Consider the following 20713-nt stretch of genomic DNA (forward strand, 5'->3'; position numbering starts at 1 on the left):
GATATGTTTTTTATTCGGAGATAATGTTTAAACTTTTCGGTATCTTTAAGGTATACCGAAAAGTTCTATTCTGCTCTTTGGATTGTTTTTTACCGTTTGCTATTATTTACCTTGATACTTTTTGTTATAGTCATTAAATGCGGCAACGATAGACTGATATTCTAAAGGTTGCAGGCTCGCTTTCATTGCCATATTAACCATTTTACCAGCTAATCCTTTTTTGTTGCTTATCGGTGTATTACCATAGGCTCCATCTTTATATTTTTGAGCAATATCCGGAGCATCTTCAAAATATTTTTGAAAGTCGTATTCGAAAGAGTTTTTTAAGTTACTTCCATCTTTTTGAGTTAAAAGTTTCCATCCTGCAAGCAATGCAGCTTTATCACGTTGCTCATTCTGTTTTATTACTTCAGATGGAGTATTGATATATACTTCAATATCCTTTGGATATGCATAAAATCTGTAAGCGTTTATGCGACCCGAAGAGAATCGTTCCAACATATGATTATTAGATCCCAAGCTTTTAACCTGTATATTTTGTAGATCTACGTAGTTTACTTTTTCATAAGCGCGGTCTGCAACCTCGTAAAATTTTAAATCGTCGACTTTGTATTTTTTTGATTTGGCTTTTACTCCATTTTGGGCCAGATCAGCAGAATCCTTAATAAAAATAAAACGTTGATTTAGCCAGGGTGAATCCTCATAGCAGCCAATTTCTCCGCTTATTCTGGTGCCGTTTTCGAGTATTGCATACCCTGGTTTATAAGTTTCCTGGCCACTTGAAGTGCTGAAACTTAATAATGTGATTAAGAAGGTTAGTAAAGATAAATATTTCATAATTTATTGTTTTTCATAAATATAGTTAATTTGATTTAACTTTTATTTTTATGATTTATTGTCTTTACAGTAAATGCATTAGTGAGATTAAGTTTTTTGCCTGCTTACCATTTCATTGATCCAGATAGGGGCGAAGGGAGAGGTACAACCCTTAGATACCGGGTAATCCCTATATATTCCCAACTTTTCGCCAATTGATATGGCTCTGGCTCTATGCTCGGGAAAATTAATACCAACTTGGGCTAAAGCAGTGTTCATAGTCCATTGTACTTCCGGTTCTGCATTCAGCATTTCCGACTCAATGCGATCTAAAATAGCAGAGAGATCCAGACTTTCTGCATCGCGGGCAATCTTACCAGCCAATAGACTCCAGCCGGCTCTTGCGATCCATTTATTATCGGAATCTATCCACTTCTCCCTGAGTAAATCTTTATTGGGATTATCCTTTATTATGTAAGAGTTAAACCAATCGGCAATTGGAGCGAAATCAATAGATTTAACCATTTGTTCCAGTTCTTTGATGGATAGTTTATTGGGATCTATAATTAAAATAGCCAATAAGCGGGCGTCGATATTTTTTGTTTGCCATAATTCTAAACCCAGTTTGTGGTCTCTTTTTATCTTTTTAGCGATGTTCCTGATATCGCCCATTTTAACACCAAACTGATTGTCACCGGCACCAACTTTTTTATTGTGAGCATATGTTTTTTCATTGCTCAGTGTCTGCAATTGAGCTAGAATTTCTTTTGTTGCCATATTACATGATTAAGCTAATAAATATCTGAATTATTATCTATACCACTTTAATACCGAGTTCTTTAAATCTTAAAAGGAATCGGGTGAATAAGTGATTTTTAAATAAGGGTTCTGCGTAGATGTTATTAATCCATACTAATATTTTCAATTCGATGGCATCTGCGCTGATATTGTTAATCAATACCTCGGGAGCCATTTTTTTGACAACCCCTTTAGCCTGTCCCACTTCTTCTTCTACAATTTTACGTATAGTTTCAATATCTGTTTCGCTGTTTACTTTCAGGATAATTTCTGATTTTACGTAGGCTTTGTTCGTCGTCCAGTTAACAAAACGGTTAGAAAGTAAATCTGCGTTTGGAATAATTACTTCAGCGCCCTGTTGGGTAATCATTCTGCTGGAACGTATGCCAATGTCTTTAATCTTTCCTTTTTTATCTGCCAGTTCTATATAATCGCCAATATGAAAAGGTTTTTCGAATATCAGTATAATGCCCGACACAAAGTTATTAACGATATTCTGCATCCCTAAACCTATTCCAACACTCAGTGCACCCAAAACCACTGTTAATTTGTCTAAGGGAATGCCGGAAGCGGTAATTGCAAGCAAAATCCCTAAAATGGCAACTATTAGCCTGATTAAAGTAAGTTTAGAGCTCTTATGTTCTATCACATTGCTAAAACCAATACTTTTCTCTCCAAACAGGATTTCGATGTTTTTTTGCAGCCAGTTGGATATATAAAGTATTAAGGCAAAGAATAATATATTATTTAGCGTAAATGATACGCTTCCAAAATTGCGGGGTTTCGTTAGAATTTTTTCGAACAGTGTAAAAACACCTTCAGAAATCCCCATATTGATCATAAAGACCAAAAGCCATAATATAACGGCAAGTAAGGACAATACTTTTTTGAAAGAAGCGCGTGTTTTTTCGAGGTTAACCCTGGAAAACAAACCTTCGTTATAAGCGCTGATTCTGATCTGAAGTTCTATAGCATCAATTAATATCAAAATAAAGGCAACCAGGCCGATAACTTGTGTAAGACCTATTATTGCCGTTAAACTGAAGGTTGTTGCCAAGCTTATCCGTCCGAAAACGTTGAATATTACGGACAGCAAGTTAAACACCAAAAACATCAGTAATACCGGTTTTAACATTCGTTTGGCAATCTGTACGTATTGCAACTTTAGATAGAATTTAGACCCGATGTATAATGAGGATAAATTGAGTATTATCAGACAAATGCGTATAAGAAAGGAGTCTCTGACGGTTGCGGCAGCAAATGTGATCAGTATGTACAGCGTTACGATTATCAGCCAGTTTTTAAATTCAGACCGTGGCAGGTTCCTCCAAAACGCTATTGTAAGAATAACAATCAGCAGGAAAGCCATAATTTCTATGTACAGTGAAGGGGAATCGGGCTCGAATAAGGGAGTAAGGTTGATAAGTACGATTAACGTAGATAAAATAGGTATAGGTTTGATATGATCAAGTTGAATATCCCCCAGTTTTTGTTTGACTTCCGGATTCTGTGCTTTTTTGAAATTGAGATAGACCCAAATAAAGAAACCTATGCTAAAGAGTAGCAGTAGAATGCGATTGTCCCATGTAGAATTGACAAAATAGCTGATAATCTTATTCTGGCCTTTAAAAGAAGAAGACAACAGGTCACCTAAGCTTTCTTGCGGTTTTTCTTTTGGAGCAGACCAGATATAGGGAGATTCTTTTCCGAAAGCGCTTTTGCTGGAAGCTTGCATACGCTCGTTTATATTCGCCTGTAAATCGTTAATCTCAAACAATAAGGTGGAAACCTTAGCCAGGGTAGAACTTACTGTATCCAGATCGACTGAGACTGATTTTCCGGTATGTTGCAACTTTAATTTCAGATCGAGTAGTTGCTTATTGTATAGCCTTTTTGTAGAACTGTCCTTTTCGTTTACACTTAATAAAGAGTCCTGACTTAAAGACACTACTTCGTCGGACATCTTCTGCAAATCGTTGGTTGACCTGGACAGTTGCGTTCGCCAGATATCCAATGTTTCCTGAGATTTTTTAAGGATGAGGTTATAACCATTCAGGGTTTTGGAGTCGATAGATTTATTAAGGTTTTGAAGATCGGCTTTAACAGGGGCGATGTTGTTTTCTATTTCATCCAGTTGGCCATTTATATGATCCAGATTGTGCCCTTTTTTGGTGACCGTATTAATCTCGGTAATGGAAGATTGTGCTTTTTGTATTTTAAAAAGTAGGGTGTCTGGTATAACCTGCGAAGAATCGCCAATCGGCTTTTTATCTTGTCCTTTAACTGGAAGAGAAAAACAGCTTAAAAGTAAGATACAAACAAAGGTGTACTGCTGAAAAAGACTTGAAAAATGGCGTTTAGTTTTATGCATTTTGAAACCCGTTAGAGATCTATTAACAAATTAAGGACTATAATTGCTTGGAAAATTGATTTTACCTCGCTTTTGCCCATAACTAATTAACCAAAAATTATGCAATAGATAAATTTTGCTGGCTTTTTTATGCATAAGCTCCGAGCTTATTCTTCACTGGTCTAACCTAACATCCTTATTTATCTCATTTTGTTTATGCTTTTTTATCGAATTCAGGATCAAATTCTATAATCCATTCAATACCGTATTTGTCTCTAAACATACCGAAATATGTTTCCCAAAGGCTATCGCTCATAGGCACTTCTATAGTTCCTCCAGCAGAAAGGCCATTAAATAATTTATCAGCTTCTTCTTTGCTTTCTGTAATTACCGAAATTTTACTCCTATTCTCATTCTCGTTTACTTTTCCTAAAAAATCGGGCACATCATTAGCAATTAATCTGTTGTTTTTACCGATTGGCAAAGCAATGTGCATGATTTTATTTTCATCTTTTTCTGCTACCGGGAATTCTGGGCTTGCCAAATCTTTCAAGCGTATAATCTTTGTAAATTCTCCGCCAAATACAGATTTGTAAAATGTAAATGCTTCTTCTGCATTCCCGTTGAAATTAATGTGGGGATTGATAATTGCCATGGTTTATATTTTTTTATCAAATGTAGCGCTTAAACCAGAAATGAATAAGGTATAAAAGCGACAAAAAAAGGGCGATCTGCGTCAGGTTTTTTAATAATGTCGCAGTTTTGGCGATGGTGCAAAAATCTACTCTTTTTTGGCAACAAGAGTTGTTAATTTATTGAATCTTTGTCTAAATCAGCTTCACTATGTGAAGCACAAATCCAACGGTCATTTTGTTTAATCCAGGTGGAAGAACACACACATTCATATATTTTTTCTTTTTCTATTTCTATAGTGTAAGCTAATATCACGGTGCTTTCGTTAACTTGTTGAAGAACTACATTGTTAAAACTGTTGATTTTCATGCTCATTCCGGCAGCAGATTCAAACATTTTTTTAAAAGTAGGTTCATCGATGCTGTTAGCACCTCTTTTACTTGCTAAAACACAAGGAAATCTAGTCAGATCTTTCACGGTTGCATAGTCGTGTTCTTCCATTGCTTTCCAATATTTTTTTTCTAAATCTAAGAACTGGTTTTCCATAGTAGTAAATTTTGTACTGTGTATTTTTATATCTGAGTGATATAAAGGAAAGCAAACAAAAATTAAGCCTTATTTGCAAACCAAGAGATAAAGAAAAAGGGCTACTATTACCATTCGTTCACCAGATTAGTAGCGGTAAGATATTAACGGATTTTTTATTTATGAGTTTAAATGGCAAATGTATAGTCAGATTCAAGGTGATTACTATTGCGAATTCATAAATATTTTCATGTTCTCTTCACTAAATACCACGAAAAAGGTCTTGGCGAGGGACGGACGCTATTGATCTGGTTTTAAACAAAAAAAGCCCTCATTTCTGAAGGCTTTCTGTTTGTGCTCCCACCTGGGCTCGAACCAGGGACCAAAAGATTATGAGTGTTGCACCCTCTAGCCCAACTGAGCTGTAGGAGCCATATTTCTCCATGCTTTAGCTTAATTGATCCCAAAATGATCCCAAAACAGCTATTAAGGACGGGAATTAATAATCCTAAAGATTTAAACAAAAGATGCTATGTTAATCTGTATTTAGAAGACAAAAGAATTAAAATCTACAATGGCAAATGTATTAATCTGGATATTAACCCAAATGTCGAGAACGATCTTGCTAAGAGAACACTGGAACTACAGTTGTTAGAATACGAAATTAAAAAAGCATTTGCAGAAGGTCGGTATCCGATAGATCGAACTGCATCAAAACATCAGTTCCGGGATAACCTTATAATCGAAAGGGAAGCACTGGTTTTAAAAGATGCTTTAGATGAAGTGTTGAACTTGAAGTTAGCCTCTAATCTAAGTAAATTGTATAAAAGGAACCTAAAGCGTATTCATAAGCTTTTTGTAGATTTCCTTACTACAGAAGAAAAGGAGGGATGCTTATCAAACCTTTCTCAAAATAGAGTCCAAGAGTTTCTTAATCAGTTCCAAAGTTCAAGCACTTATTATATGGATAAGAGACGAGACATCAACGTTCTTTTATCTGGAATATCCAATAAGTATGAAGTTGATTTAGGTAAGTTAAAAAAAACTAACAGAGTTAAAGTAAAGGCTACGTTGCATAAATATTATGAGTTACCACAACTTAAACGCATTCTGAGTTATTTGGAAAAGCATAATGATAATCTGTATATCTGCTGTTTATTAAGCTATAGTTGCTTTTTAAGGCCACATCAGGAAATTCGGATATTAACTAAGTCTCACTTTAAGAACGGGTTTACTCAGATCCATCTCTCAGGCTCTGAGAATAAAAGTGGGCGCATTAGGGTTGTTCCATTACCTGACTATGTTAGAGAAAAATTAGTTAGTCATTGTAAGGATATCGAGGAGCATCACAATATATTCTCTAAATCAATCACTGCTTATAATGAGCATTATTTTAGTACTAATTGGACAAGAGAGCATAAAAAGATGTCTAAATTGGGATTAATAGATAAGGATCAAACTATTTATTCATTTAGACACACTGGAGCTATAGCAGTCTATAAAAAGACAAAGGATGTGCATATTTTGCAACAATTATTAGGGCATTCGGATATGATAGTTACTTTGAACTATCTCAGAGGGCTGGGGCAGATGTCACTAGATAATTATAAGGAGATATTGCCAGATTTATAGCACTCACTTCAATAGTTCGCTTCATCAATAAAAAAATGGCTCACAAGACAAACGTCCTGTGAGCTTAATTTATATCAACCCCATCTCTGCAAAGCTGTAGAACTTCTCCGGAGTTACAATGATATGGTCAAAAACCTCTATATCTAAGTATTTTGAAGCTTCTATAATCTTGTTGGTAAGTTTCTTATCTGCATCACTTGGTGTTATATTACCACTTGGATGATTATGCGCCAGTATCAGCGAACAAGCTCCACCTTTCAATGCGATACCGAATAAGACCTTCACGTCAACTATTGTCCCAGACATTCCTCCTGTAGAGATATGGCTTATCCCTAAAACCTTATTGGATTTATTAAGCAACATAATCTTGAATTGTTCCACTATCTCTATGCTATCCATGTCCCAGGATTTTAGCAGTACTTCATAAGCTGATTTAGCGTCATAGACTTTCATTCTTTCCGATGCTTTTACTTTAGGTCTGTAGACCAATTGAATCTCACTTACCTGTAATAAGACGTTTTGTTCCATAATTGAAATGATTAAAATATTAAAGAATTAATTATGGAATCTGTATCAGCTTTGGGCTGAACTAAGTAAAGAAGCAACGGAATAAATAGGATTGAGCGTAAATGCTACAGGAGCGTTTATGCCGGAATTTCTTTAAACGTGTTCAGACCAGAAGCTTAAATTGGATGGAATGATTGATGATTTCTTTCCGTGGATAGTAGTGCATATAGCATTTAACTATTTTTAGGATATTCAATCCATGAATGCCGTCAGTAAAAATTCTGCTTGAATTTTGAACAAAACTATTATTAAGGAGTTTTTACTTCTGACTTAGTATTATGTAATTCTTCTTTTTACATAAGCTTTTTTTAAAAAATTAGGGACAGAACGATGAGTACTGGTATGAGAAATGTATATTCTTTTAAATTTCTTATTAAGCTCAATAACTTTGAAATCAAGTATCTCCTTTGCTTTCGGATAGTAACCATCAGATTTAATTAAATGGCGAGTTGGAGCAAAGACGGTAAGTCCATAATCTAACGCTATAATAGCTCCATTTTTCTTTATGTCAATAATTTCTCCTTTATGGATAGAATTAACTAAAAACACTTTTTCAAATAAATATCCATTTTCTTCTTTTATTTCGTAACCTAATGATAACCTTCTATTTTTTTTATCAATTTCTAAAATGGAGATATTAATTTTTTCACCAATTTTTGTGAATTCTGCCGGATGATTAATTCTTCTGTAAGATAATATCTTAGATATATGAACTAGACCAATAACGTCTTCTTCTAATTCAACAAAAATCCCATAATCTACTAAATTTAAAACTTTTGCTATGTGTTTGGTTCCTTTTGTATATTTTTTAATCTTATTGATCCATGAGTCAGATATTAATTGTTTCAACCCTAGAGACATTTTTCTTTCTTCTATACCAACTGTAATCACAATCGCCTCGAGAAAGTCCCCAAGTTTAAAGAGTTCCTTACAGTTCACTGTAGTAGATGACCAGCTAATATCAGAAATATGGACTAGACCTTCAACACCTGGCTCTATTTCAAGAAAAATGCCGTAATCTTCTACACTTACAACCTTACCAGTTACCCTAGTTCCGATTTTTATTTTAGCATCAAGAGCATCCCATGGGTTAGGGTGTAATTGTTTCAAGCCGAGTGAAATTCTTTTTTTGTTATCTTCATAATCTAAGACTACCACATGTATTTTTTGATTCAACTCTAATAAATCACTTGGATGATTAATTCTTCCCCATGAAATATCGGTAATATATAATAATCCATCTATTCCTCCTAAATCTATGAATGCTCCGAAATAAGTGATATTCTTAATAGTTCCTTCTAAAATTTGGCCTTTTTCAAGTTTTTTACTAATTTCCTCTCTTTGCATTTCAATAACAGATTCAATAATTAATCTGCGTGAAACAACAGTGTTTTGATTTGCTTCGCTAATCTTAACAATCTTAAAGTCAAGTGTTTTACCTATATAAGAATCATAATCAATAACGGGTTTTACGTCGATTTGAGATCCAGGAAGAAAAGCTTCTACTCCAAAGATATCGACTATTAGTCCTCCTTTTGAGGTCGATTTAATTACTCCACTAATGTATCGATCATTTTTGAAGGCATAATTTATCTTTTTTATAGATTCAACTTTCTCTTTATGATTTAAATATATAATCTTATAAAGATATGGTCTTAAACGTTTTAAAATTTCCCAAAATTTTCCTTCAGATAAATTAAGATTATATTCAGAAATATATTTTGGAGGAACAATAATTTTAAATGAGTGGGATTTTTTAGGAAATGGAGACAGTATTGATAAGTAGTTATTGGCTTTTTCGATTAAGAATAATTCAAGCGAATGAAAAAAGGCTTTCAGCTCATATTTTGTAATAATTTTATGTATAGTATCCTTAAATGGAGTTAAAATTAAAACGTTCTTTTTGTTAGATGCAGAATAATTTAAATTAGAAATATAGAATCTTTCTATTTCTTCGATTTGATCTTTATCTTTTAAATCTAGAGGCTTTCTAGTTTGTTTTGAACGTTTTAAGAATAAGTTTGCTTTAGGATACCCTGTTAAATACTTGGTGTTAAGAAAGCCATAACCAAAATGTAAAATAAAATCGTCTGTAATTTTTGATTCTATTTTCTTTTCTAAGATCTTTCTTTTAAAGAATTCTTCGTCAACTTTTACTTCAAACCCTGCTTCTGTCGCAAAAGATATTTCTCCATTTATGGGCGAAAAATTCAAAAATTCTTCGTACCATAAAATGGGTAAAAATGCAATTCTGATTTCATCAATTAAGTTTATAAATCTTAATATATGCTCTTCTGCATATTGCTGATTCATTAATTCTTGATGAAATAAAAAGAGTTCAAAATATTCATTCGAAGTCTTTATTAAATGATGTAATAATGCTTGGATTTCAATATCTGTTCTTTTTGGGATACTGGAAATTTTTTCACTTATATTTTCAAGCAATGCTTCTGATTCCAATACGGCATCATATTCGTCAAATGAATAATTAAATCGTTTTAAAAACAAAAGAAAATTCAAGTTAGATATACTACCTTGATCTAAGGAATCCAGAGTTTCTTTGATAACGTATTCATATTTAGAGCTAGATAAATCTAATTTTTTATTTTGTATCAGATCAATTAAAAGAACTAATATTAATTGCTTATAATTGCTTGAAGTTCTATTCTCTATTATCAATTTAGAAACTTGATTTAGAGATTTAATAAATATATCTGATAAGTAATATATTTTATGAGTAAAGGCTAAAACATTTAATGAATGGTATAAAAAATTAATAATATTTATCGAACTGTTTGCTATATAAGCTTTTATAAAATAACTTAAAAAGACTTCAATTTCCTTTTCTTCATATTCTTCAATTACAATCCATAAAGTTCCGTCCAAAAATCTTTCTAAATAGATTGGATTGACATTTAATATCAGTTTCTCAAGAATTTTCATTCCCTTTTCTGGGAAATCAAGATTTTTAATAGATAAAAGAGCCTCTCTAAATTGGAAGTGTAAATTTGTTGTTATATATGGATTTCTAGTTCTTGATGAAAAAATAGTGTTTGAAAAATCTATTCTATTTGCTACCCACTGGTCGAATAATCCGTAAAATTGTATGGTGGTTTTCTCATTTAGTTCCTCCGAAGAGTTTGTTCTACTAATTTCCGTTGCTAACAACCATGATCCACTTTTAAAAATTTCTAGAATGAAAGAAATATTTTCTTTCTCTGAAAGTTGTTCGGAGAAATATTTCAAGATCCCATGAGTACTAGGATCTTTAGGATTATATTTATTGATAATTGAATCTAACATCTATCTTATTTCGTACTTAAGATAATTAGAACAAAAGAATTCAAAATAACTTTGATGATAAAATTGAAATAAGTCATCAGACTTCAATAATATATCTAATTCATATCCGATTCTACTTATATAACCAGCATTAAATTTTTCTAAACCGTATTTTTCCGCACCTTCAACAAGCATTTTATTGAAGCTAAATTCATGTATTGAGGCATTAGTTCGATGTTTGTGGTAGATTTCATTTGCTGCAAATGAAAGCAACAATTTAAAACTATTAATATTTAAAAGAGGATCTTTTTTCTCATCTTTCTCTCTTCTAAGTAAAATATCTATAAATTTTTCTATGATTTGACCTTCCTTTTCAGGTAAGTCATTATCTATTTTTATTATTTCTATCGCTCTTGTTAGTATCAGAGGTCTCATTAACAATTCATGAATTCTACTTTTTGAATTTATTACCTCCAAAACTAGTGTTGTTTGCTCAGATGAATAATTGCAGTATTTTTCAACAAATTCATTTATTTGACTTTTATCAAGCTTTTGGATGATATATGTCGGAATATTAAACATATTGTTTTGATAACTATCAAATTCGAAACGATCAGTTAAGATGATAGATAAATCAGGATATTCTTCGATAATATTTGCAATTTCTTGAAGTTTTCGCTTTTTAGATTCTCTATTTTCAACTATTTCATTTAATCCATCTAAGAATAGATTTAATTCATTAGTCTCTAATAGTTCTTCAACATCTTCTAATCCGATGTTTAATTTTTTTGCTATGGAATCTATTATGGTTTGTGTAGCACTTAGATTTGCTAAAGCTATTATAACTGGAATCTTTGAGCTCGTTGGGTTTTCTTTCCACTTTATCGAATCCCTATATACAAGGAATTCAAGAGTTGTTGTTTTGCCAGACCCTCCCTGTCCCAAAATCCTCATACGATTTCTGTTTAATGGTAATAAATCTTCGATAAAACCGCTATTAATTTTACTCGATTTATCACTAAGTTGCTTAAGGTTTAATGAAACAAATTTTGAGTTTTGTTTTTTTACTCGGTTTATTTCAGTATTTATATAATCATCGAAATCTTTCTTTTTATAATTGTCTTTTTTAATGATAATTGATAATTCTTTTTTTAGAAAATTAATGATCCATAATTCAGCAATTAAGGTAGAACTTAAATTTCCTAAGTTTTCTAATCTTGAGCGATTGGGCGCTTGATGGCTTTGCTCGTTCTTTAAAATAACTGCTTTAATTAAATGAAGAAGAAATGTGCTTTGATATTTATCATTCAAAGTTTTGTCATTCAAATCCGAATAGCTATCAAAATTTAGACTACTAGGATATAGTCTTTTGTACATTTTTAACCCCGTATCCTTATTAACTTTAAACAGCGGGACGCCATCTTTAAGCTTAGCAATTTCAATATCATAGACCTCACTGTTTTTTTCTCCAATATAAATGGGTCTAATCTTATTTAAGCTATCTAGAAAGGGTGTAAGTGCCTGAAGTTTATTAGGATCAAGTCTGTTTTTTTCATCAATAAATTCTCCCTCTTCTAATATATAATAAATCTTTTTTATAAATTGTTCGAAATTTTTACAAAATAACCCAATTGAAGTTTCTTTACTTAGTCCATCTACGTATATCTCTTTTATAGTTTCAGTGATTACTTGCTCCAAGCCATTTAAATCATTCTTGGTTGGTATTGAAATTTGAAAATTTAAAATTTTATAATATAAAGTTAAGCAAGCGTCAATATCAAAAGCGGGATCAATTGTGTTAATTGTTGCTCCGATTTCTTTTGAAATATTTTGTTTAATTAATTCCCAGTCCATTATATTAATAAATAACCCAATAAAAATATGTTAATTCTTTATTAACACATATACTTTAACAAGAGTATGATTTTCTGCAAAAGCTCTTGGTGAAACGAGAACACAAGTAATGATTTTTTTAATTAAAAAACAACTGTTTTTCTCAATTATCCTGTTTGATTTTTAGCATTTTATCTTGGGGAAAACCACTAGAATCCGACGAGTTGACAAAGGTCTTTGAAATAAAATAGCAAAAGCTGTAATTCGAAGATATTTATCTTGAAAATCAACCATGGTGTTATTTATTTGATAACCTCTACAAACCCCTCAAATTTTCCAATCAACAATTCCCCATCATTCAACTCATCAATATATTTAACAGGTATTGAACCAAACCCGAATTTAGCACCTAACAAACTACCTCCAACACTAGCATTTGTATCTGCATCACCTCCCTCATTGACTAAATCCAGTATTCCTGTTTCAAAATCCTTAGGATTGAAAAATATCCAAAGTTCTGTTGATAATACCTTTAAAGTATAACCTATCGAATCTCAGCACTATCCTTTGCTCGCCGCTTGCGAGAAGAGAGAAAGTCTTTGTCGGGAAAGTTCGAAGAACGTCGACAAAGTATGTTTTAACACAAGTGTCTGGCGTGTGTTATTGTTTAAAGGATATGAGCGTAGGGATTACAATAACCATGACAGTAAACGCAGCTTTCTCGAAGGCGCAGGCGAGCTGAAAAGTGATAAGCGGTTAGATTTATAATGAACGGAGTGAATGCCCATAAATCTAAAGGGAGCTTATATGGAGCAACCCGTTTGAACAATGCAGATAGGATGACAGATTCTGAGCGAAGCGAATCAGTGGAGTTGATGTGTCTGGAAGACTTATCAACGAAACCGGATCTGGCAACCTATATGCGTTCTTAGTCGTTGCGGAATGCCGCTCTACCTAATCATGTTTGCAGTACCGTTTCCCAAGCACTGCTGAAGAAGAACTGTGAGCATTACCTTTTAGTGGTATGGAGGAACCTGATACCATCACCAAAGTAAAGACTGATTCATGCCTTATCCCCATCTAAGCAGCAAAAATGAGGGTGAGGTATGAATCAGGATGCATCAGAATAAAGCGTTATTTTAACCCTCTATTTATTTCTGTGTCAATTCTTCTGTATCTACTTTTAATCGGAATTTTATCTGGACTTATCCTAAATCGGGTAAGAAGTCTACCTGCGATGTGGATCTCAATATCCTCGACTTTTATGTCCTTAAATCGAAAATAAGTGATGGCAAGATGGTGATGTTGAGTGTCTTGGGTAATTACCTTTCTCCTCTCAAGCTCTTCCTGGGCAAGCTTAATCTGATGTTCGACGTATTTTTTAGGGTTGTCCAATATCTGGAATATCGGCTTCAATGCATCTACTATTCCACCGCTACGGTAATCGAAGATAAAATAACCGGAATTGTATCGGACATCTACATCCTTGAATCGATGCGCATAATATTCTTTATAGAAGCTTTCGAGATAACTTATGCCTTCCATTCGTTCTCGTTGTTGCTGAGACATTCTTTCCATATAGTATAAAATAAAAAAGCCACATCGCTGTGGCTATATTGTTCTGTCTGAATTGTATAGTTCTATTTTCCACTGTTAAACAACGCTAATATCATCAACACTACAAAACCTATTGCAACAAGTATGAGATATATCGAATATCGCATCATCTCAAATTTAAGGTATGCATCGCATCCTGATAACAATAGCATCGCTAAAGCACAGATTAAGAGTAAGTTTCTTCTTTCCATAGCTGATATAGGTTACTTTATATAAATAGAATAGACTTTGGGAGATATATCTTTATCAATAATAGTGACCTTTGCTGTAGCACCGGTAATATTTCCATTAACGTCAGTAGATAATGTAATCGTTCCTCCACTCCAATGATACCCTGAAGAATTTATGCCAGAATGGAGATAGCCATTGCCAAAATCTATTGCAGTAACAGCGTTGTAAGAAACCTTTACCCGGAGAGTATAAGAGGCTTTATAAGCAGTCCCTGTATTATGATACTGCACTGTAGCTTTGTACCATCCGTCTTCGAGAGTGCTACTTGATGGTGGCGAACTATATAAAGGCTCATATTTAAGATATTGTGCCTTGGTGCCAGAACACACTGCAAATATCAAGGCAGTAATAAATAGTAATTTTCTCATTGGATCTAAATTAAAAGGGCAGCTATTCACTGCCCTATATTACCTTTTAAGTAGATGGTTAGTTGTCTTTTACAAATCTGATCGAAGCTTTATAATATCGGTAGTCAGACTCAATAGTGGTTTCTTTATAGGAATTATCGACATAAACATAAAACACAAATCTATTCTCATTCGTAGCAGAGACCTTTGTTGTAGACCAGAAGACTGCACTTTCACCTTTATTCTCAAATTTCTGCTCTGTATCTTTCATTACCAAACCAGCAGGAACAGCATTAAAACCTAAAGTATTAGTTCCTTGTTCCACTGACCAGCCCTTCGTTGAAATTAGTTTCTTGCTTACGTCCCAATTTCCCCAATATCCAAACTCAGTCTTTTCACCACCGGCAACTTTTAAAAGTTCTTCATAATCTTCTTTACTTGGCAGTCTCCAACCTGATGGCAGCTGAATGCCTTTAGCTTCTTCCCATGTGTACAGTTTGCCATAAGAAACATCGCCTGAAGAATGATCTTCACCACCAGTACCATTGTAATTTACAGCAGTCCACGTCTGTGTACCAATCTTGACCGTAGTATAAGATTGCCCGTTGATGGTTACGTTTGCTTCTTCCTTAGGTTCGTCATTTTCTTTCTTGCATGCACCAAGCATCACTGTAGCAGTAAATGCCAATAATAAAATCTTCTTCATTAATAAATCTATTTGTTTTTTGTACTGATGCAGGCCCGACACCAGTGGTTTATAAATGCAATAAGCGCAGGACTGTAACCTTAATCCGCCCAAGAGGTCCTGAGAAACCCGTACAAACAGATAGGCTACGCCCTACGCTTATAGCGTAAGACGTTACTCTAACTGTTCTTGTTTGTACTTTGAAATTTCTCAGGTTTCTTGTGACAAGAACTTTAGCTAACGCTTATATTTTAATAATATGTAATCTTAAATTATTTCTGTTTCTTAATTCAATGTTATAAATGCAAAGTAAAGAGTTTTATGTAATATTCACGAAAAAAACTTAGTCTTCTTTAAGAAGACATAATATAGTATTGAAGCTAAGCCATTCAGACAGCCACCATGGACCGACAGCCGTGAATACCGTGAAATCATCCGAATAGAATTCCATTCTATGGAAATGCAGTCCTTTCTTAGCTACCAACTCAACAAACGCGTTGATATCGTCCAGTTTGAGGAACCTTGCACTTGCAAGATTGGAATTCTCTGCATATGTACCGTTAGGAATGTCATTGATAAAGTGTTGCAGTCCGCCTGCATACTTAGCTTCGAGTACCGCCTTGGGTACCACGAACTGATAGAATTCAAAGAAAATCATGTGTCGAATTGATTGGTTATGGAATAGATAAGTCCCGGTTATGGGAAATCAGGACTTAATGATTACGAAAATGAAGTTTTACCTACTATAAGGTTAATTGTAGAAGTTATGCTCGGGCATTACTCATTGTACTACTTACGGATATAACCTTTTAGGATAAAGGGAGAGAGAATATAAAAGTTATAGGACTGTCTCTATCAGAGACCGCCATATATAATTCGCTTCCATTCGAATTCAGGAGCGGGGGTTATTATCAGGAGTACCTGTTTCCGGGAGTAACAGACCCCAGGGGGGATTTATAAGAAAGGCTTCGGTATTTAACCTTTTAAGAGATAGGAACAACTATAATGAGCAAATATTATTCAGGTACAAAGAAACAATAATAATCAAATATTCAGATAATAAGGGGTTATATACCCCCTGGTTAAAAAGTGAATAATGTTTGTTTTGTGTTCGGTTAAGATTGTGACTATTAGTATCGGTATAAATGTTCCAATAAACAAGAATCAATATTCAAAAAATAAGGGGGTAATTATCCCCCCCTTAAAAAGTGAATGTTAGATACTCTGTCTATAACTTTTTATGACATATCCATTTGCTGGGCGATTGTCCCTTATTCTACTTGTTCTCTCTGACAACAGAGCACCACTTTTAAGCAGTTTAAGATCGGGTTTAAGATGTTTCAATCCTGTCTCTTTAATTCCTGCATTAAGTAAAATCTCTATTTCGCTACTTGTATAGAATTGGGCAACATGAAAATTGTTATGGATGAATTTAATCATGGGCATAAGACCTTTAAGTTTCTCACGCTCTTCTAAAACAGATTGGATTTTATTAATGTCATAGTCCAATTCTTTGGCTTCTTCCCATCCATACCTTTCAATAAATCCAAATTGCTTAGGATAGTGCTGCATAAGCATCACTAATCCGAAATTTGTCTTTCCGCTTGTTTCAGACATGATCTCTCTTGTCCACATACTAATTTTGTCATTGACTGTTAAGGTACTGGTAGTATCTGTGATACTGGCCAGATCCTGATCGCTAATGTTATAATAAATATAACCTGAATCACCTGTCACATTAAAATGGATAGACTCGTCGTATGTATTTATTAATCCATCTTTATTCCGGTAGTATTTCTTTACTCTCTCTTTATTGACAAAGTTGTCTACCATGTAGGGATTAAGCTCACCGTCTTTCATAAAGCAGTCAAAACCGCTCATCATCAGGATTTCATCTATGAACCGTTTGAAATATTCTATATCTGATTTAGGTCTGAACTTCGTGACAAAGTCATAGAGCTGTTTTTTATCCTTTAATATGGCATTTACCTCGTTTCTGTCGAAGCTAGTTAGCTCAGAATTGTAATTTGATATATGATAGATATCTTTTATGGCCTCTATATCTCCATCAGCAGGTATTGGTTTTCTGAATCTGCCAGCAATCTGGACTGCTTCAGTATGAGGATCTATAGCTGTGTGTTCTACGGATATAATATCAGAGAGTATTACAATAATAGGATCACAACTGTACATTGTATAATCGATGTCAACTGCAGAAAAAAACCTACTGGTAAAGAAGTTGTACTTTTGAAAGCTATTACCCTCTACAGTATCATAAACCTTTTCCAGCTCATTGAATTTAAGCTTGGATTTGCTGTCTGCTGAGCAATAAACGGCAGATTCATTCTCGATCTTTAATCCCCTGATTATATTCTTAATCCTGTTTGTCGATTTGATAAATATAAAGAACTTCCGTTCAGACTGCTCTACCTCTGGGACATATTTTAATATAATTTTATTCAAATGGAATATGACGTTGTTTGTTGAAATAACAGTGATATCTTCCTTAAAATCATAATCCGGTATGATCTGAACTACTTTAAAATTGTTGAATCTCTCATCAGAAGGAAGTATCGGTGTTGCCGATACAAAAGCTTTGTGTTTGAACTGGAAGAAATAATCCAAAGGGTTAATTATATCCTTTCTGTAATCTATATCCTGAATTGCCTTCTCACACTCATCGAACAGCAGGAAATAATCGTATATAGAATCCCCGAGTACGTTCTTGATTTTTGTGAAACCTTCTGGAGTAGTCAATATTTTCTTATGACTTTTGCAGTTGTCTATATAGTATTTGATATCAGCTTCTGTAACACTTTCGTAAACACCTAATATCGTTTTGTTCTTGCGTAATTTCCTTCCCTGTTTGTCGCGGTTCATCTTGTTGCATTTACCGACAATAACCGGAAGGTTGGGCACTACTATGATACTGTTTCTAGCAAAAACCAGTTCTAAAGTCGTTGCTCCACAGCCGGGAACAACTTTATGTATAAAGCTATCCGTAGGCAGTCCTTCTGTTTTAAAAGGCTCAATTTGAGACAAAAAGAGTCCCTTTCGAAGCTTATATTTTAGCTTGACCATAATTGTTATTATTTAAAAAGTTTGTGATTGATTAAAGAGGGGGCGAGCCATCGCCCCCATAACTAAAAAGTTGTTACTCGTTGAAGACGATTTCGGCTAGCTCACTAATGGTAAAGTTGATTTTGATTTTACCAAGCTGGTAGTGTTTTATAAACTCCAGCATTCCTGCTTCTACTATCACCTTATAGCCAGGATTGGCGTTTGGCAATATAAAAGAGCAGTAAATATAAGGCCTGCCGGATTTATCAACCCTGCGTACCGTTGAGTTAGCCATTCTATGGCCTTCCTTTATTTTCTCGAAGAATTCTTCGAGTTCGTCTGCCTCAGTATCTCTGAGGCTTTCCAGATATTTCGAGTATTCCAGTAGATTGGAATATCCGGTTTTGCCTTCTTCAAGGCCTAGGAATTGAGCAGCAGTAATTTCCGTGCTAACTGCTTCTTTTTTGCCAGACTCTCTTCTGGCTTTCAGTCTATTTTTCAGTGACATACTAATTATTTTTTATATATTCCTTTCCAATTTTTAAGTCGTGTACTCGGAATTTTGCCGACCCGCTTCTGGAAGCATACCGTGTATACCCAGTATGTCGCTCAACCTATCCGAATAAAGGCGCCTTTTAATCTTCTGGTCAAGTTCTGCACAATAGATCTTATCTATTGTATCTCCCTGAAAGCATTACAAAGGTGTGGGTGGGAAATAGATATATTATAAGAATTTTAAATAAATTCTATAAATAACAAAAAAAACGCTATCTATAGAAGCATGGACAGCGATAATAATTAAGATGTAAGGATTATTTAAACAATTGAGTTTCCCCACTGTTAGAGTCTGGAGCATTATCTCTTATTACATCCCGGATACGTAAATACCGACCTTTCCGGTCTACAGCTCCTTTCCAACAATGGATATTAAACAATGACACTAGGTCATATATAAATGCATATCTATCAATGTCTGTTGAATTTAACATAGTAGAGCTAACAAGATATTTATTTATCCTCTCTATAAGATTATATAGAGCTAGGTTCTTTCTTGCGTATTTTTTGTATGTGGTACGGTTCTCGATATCTGAAATGTTGATATCACCCGAGGACAACATCTTGAAGAATTTAGTGTTATGCTCTTTGTGCTGTTCTACTATTTCCTTAAAGAGTTCAGCATAGATATACTTTGACAAACGCGCAGGGATTTTAATGTCTTCCGCCAATTTTCCTTTGTCACATTCCCTTGGCTTTAAGGCTATCTCAAAGTCGTTGGGTATATAGATAAAGTTGTTTTTTGGAGGGACCATTCTTGCCTCCACACGGACAAGCTCTTCGGTTATAAATTCGCTCTTATTGCTATTGGACATATTTTCAAAAGGATTTTCTTTATAGATCTCTTTGTCGTATTCGCTTACCAACTCATGATTTAGGTTTACTTTTCTCTTTGAAAGTTGAAGATATAGCTCTATCAGCTCATCGAGGTATGCCCATTGGGACTTCGTATGCTCTATTTGGTTGATCTCGGATGTATATGTCAATAGGATGAACAATATATCATCTATGTTCTTTTCTCTTAGCTTGATAGAAGTTAAGTTTGTCTTTTCTGCCAATCTTATAATGGATTCGTAAAAATACTGTGCCTCTTCACGATCTTTGAAATAATTTCCATTGGCGCCAATTCCTTGCAAAGTAAATATAAACTCTTCTTTGGCTATCTTGTTTAATCGCGTGAACGTATATTTCTCTAGAAATTTGTTGACTGAGTTGTTTACACCTCGTAACTGTATTTGATATTCTCGATTTTTTAAAACAGACAATGCAACAGTTTTGGATGGAGTTATCTCTATGGAGTTAGTATTATCCGATAGTTTCATAAGAATATGATTTCAATCCGTGATATTAAGAAAAAGTTTGGGGATATTAAGGCTTTTTGTCCACACTGCTATAAGGTTACATACGGTAACCAATATAAAAAAAGCAAGATGTGTAAATAATATTCATAAATGTTTGGTCTGTATGCTGGAAATCTTGTCTAATTTTGATCCCAATTTGATCCCAAAAGTGCCAATTTGATCCCGAAATTGAAAATGATTGCTTATATTAGAATCTGATAACTAATAAATTTTTAACCGCTAAAGATTGGAAGAATACGGCATTAAAAGCACCGTAGGAAGAGGTTTTAAACGAAAAAAGCCCTCATTTCTGAAGGCTTTCTGTTTGTGCTCCCACCTGGGCTCGAACCAGGGACCAAAAGATTATGAGTCTTCTACTCTAACCAACTGAGCTATAGGAGCTGAAATCTTATTTAGATTTGCGATGCAATATTAGGGAATT

Annotated in this window: 18 protein-coding genes and 2 tRNA genes; 2 read left to right on the forward strand and 18 right to left on the reverse strand. The window is 34.0% G+C overall.

Annotated elements, in window-relative coordinates; all coding sequences use genetic code 11:
• Nucleotides 1-102: 102 nt before the first annotated feature.
• The 6 genes from PEDSA_RS02725 to PEDSA_RS02750 all read right to left on the reverse strand — a co-directional run bounded on the left by PEDSA_RS02725 (nt 103) and on the right by PEDSA_RS02750 (nt 5554).
• Entirely contained in the window at nt 103-837 is a 735-nt protein-coding gene (locus tag PEDSA_RS02725) for a hypothetical protein (RefSeq protein WP_013631622.1), read from the reverse strand.
• An 87-nt stretch (nt 838-924) separates the two neighbouring features.
• A complete protein-coding gene (locus tag PEDSA_RS02730) occupies nt 925-1593 on the reverse strand; it encodes a DNA alkylation repair protein (RefSeq protein ID WP_013631623.1) in 669 nt (222 codons plus the stop codon).
• Nucleotides 1594-1630: 37 nt separating this feature from the next.
• Nucleotides 1631-3985, reverse strand: coding sequence for a mechanosensitive ion channel family protein (locus PEDSA_RS02735; protein ID WP_013631624.1), 2355 nt, complete (start codon nt 3983-3985; stop codon nt 1631-1633).
• Between the two features lie 193 nt (nt 3986-4178).
• A complete protein-coding gene (locus PEDSA_RS02740; RefSeq protein ID WP_013631625.1) occupies nt 4179-4619 on the reverse strand; it encodes a VOC family protein in 441 nt (146 codons plus the stop codon).
• Nucleotides 4620-4771: 152 nt separating this feature from the next.
• A complete protein-coding gene (locus PEDSA_RS02745) occupies nt 4772-5143 on the reverse strand; it encodes a hypothetical protein (RefSeq protein WP_013631626.1) in 372 nt (123 codons plus the stop codon).
• 334 nt (nt 5144-5477) lie between these two features.
• Nucleotides 5478-5554, reverse strand: a tRNA-Ile gene (locus PEDSA_RS02750).
• A gap of 36 nt (nt 5555-5590) precedes the next feature.
• Between PEDSA_RS02750 and PEDSA_RS02755 the strand changes: the two genes are divergently transcribed.
• Entirely contained in the window at nt 5591-6754 is a 1164-nt protein-coding gene (locus PEDSA_RS02755) for a tyrosine-type recombinase/integrase (RefSeq protein ID WP_013631627.1), read from the forward strand.
• 69 nt (nt 6755-6823) lie between these two features.
• On the opposite strand, the gene PEDSA_RS02760 is transcribed toward PEDSA_RS02755, so the two are convergent.
• The 4 genes from PEDSA_RS02760 to PEDSA_RS20565 form a co-directional block, all read right to left on the reverse strand.
• Nucleotides 6824-7282: a JAB domain-containing protein gene (locus PEDSA_RS02760; RefSeq protein ID WP_013631628.1), complete on the reverse strand. Its 459-nt coding sequence runs from the start codon at nt 7280-7282 to the stop codon at nt 6824-6826.
• 315 nt (nt 7283-7597) lie between these two features.
• On the reverse strand, nt 7598-10624 hold the full coding sequence (locus PEDSA_RS19390; RefSeq protein WP_013631629.1) for a S1 RNA-binding domain-containing protein: 3027 nt from the start codon (nt 10622-10624) through the stop codon (nt 7598-7600).
• Nucleotides 10625-12457 carry an NACHT domain-containing protein gene (locus tag PEDSA_RS02770; protein WP_013631630.1) on the reverse strand — a complete coding sequence of 611 codons (1833 nt, stop codon included), beginning with the start codon at nt 12455-12457 and terminating at the stop codon, nt 10625-10627.
• Between the two features lie 281 nt (nt 12458-12738).
• Nucleotides 12739-12984, reverse strand: a complete 246-nt coding sequence (locus tag PEDSA_RS20565) for an ADP-ribosylglycohydrolase family protein (RefSeq protein ID WP_083811742.1) — start codon at nt 12982-12984, stop codon at nt 12739-12741.
• A gap of 219 nt (nt 12985-13203) precedes the next feature.
• On the opposite strand from PEDSA_RS20565, the gene PEDSA_RS20215 reads away from it, so the two are divergent.
• A complete protein-coding gene (locus tag PEDSA_RS20215) occupies nt 13204-13368 on the forward strand; it encodes a hypothetical protein (protein WP_013631631.1) in 165 nt (54 codons plus the stop codon).
• 202 nt (nt 13369-13570) lie between these two features.
• Here PEDSA_RS20215 and PEDSA_RS02775 read toward each other — a convergent pair whose 3' ends face one another.
• The 8 genes from PEDSA_RS02775 to PEDSA_RS02810 all read right to left on the reverse strand — a co-directional run bounded on the left by PEDSA_RS02775 (nt 13571) and on the right by PEDSA_RS02810 (nt 20673).
• Nucleotides 13571-13981 carry a hypothetical protein gene (locus tag PEDSA_RS02775; protein ID WP_013631632.1) on the reverse strand — a complete coding sequence of 137 codons (411 nt, stop codon included), beginning with the start codon at nt 13979-13981 and terminating at the stop codon, nt 13571-13573.
• Between the two features lie 275 nt (nt 13982-14256).
• Complete coding sequence (locus tag PEDSA_RS02780) at nt 14257-14652, reverse strand: hypothetical protein (protein ID WP_041536945.1); 396 nt, start codon at nt 14650-14652, stop codon at nt 14257-14259.
• 58 nt (nt 14653-14710) lie between these two features.
• On the reverse strand, nt 14711-15337 hold the full coding sequence (locus tag PEDSA_RS19395; protein WP_013631635.1) for an FISUMP domain-containing protein: 627 nt from the start codon (nt 15335-15337) through the stop codon (nt 14711-14713).
• Between the two features lie 322 nt (nt 15338-15659).
• A complete protein-coding gene (locus PEDSA_RS02790; protein WP_245546819.1) occupies nt 15660-15947 on the reverse strand; it encodes a hypothetical protein in 288 nt (95 codons plus the stop codon).
• 584 nt (nt 15948-16531) lie between these two features.
• Nucleotides 16532-18397 carry a hypothetical protein gene (locus tag PEDSA_RS02795; RefSeq protein ID WP_013631637.1) on the reverse strand — a complete coding sequence of 622 codons (1866 nt, stop codon included), beginning with the start codon at nt 18395-18397 and terminating at the stop codon, nt 16532-16534.
• A 73-nt stretch (nt 18398-18470) separates the two neighbouring features.
• Nucleotides 18471-18884 (reverse strand): hypothetical protein, encoded by a 414-nt coding sequence (locus PEDSA_RS02800; protein ID WP_013631638.1) that lies wholly within the window; start codon nt 18882-18884, stop codon nt 18471-18473.
• 304 nt (nt 18885-19188) lie between these two features.
• On the reverse strand, nt 19189-20253 hold the full coding sequence (locus PEDSA_RS02805; RefSeq protein ID WP_013631639.1) for a hypothetical protein: 1065 nt from the start codon (nt 20251-20253) through the stop codon (nt 19189-19191).
• Nucleotides 20254-20599: 346 nt separating this feature from the next.
• Nucleotides 20600-20673 (reverse strand) — tRNA-Ile (locus PEDSA_RS02810).
• Between the last annotated feature and the right edge of the window lie 40 nt (nt 20674-20713).

It is taken from the genome of Pseudopedobacter saltans DSM 12145 (assembly GCF_000190735.1).
Classification (GTDB): domain Bacteria; phylum Bacteroidota; class Bacteroidia; order Sphingobacteriales; family Sphingobacteriaceae; genus Pseudopedobacter; species Pseudopedobacter saltans.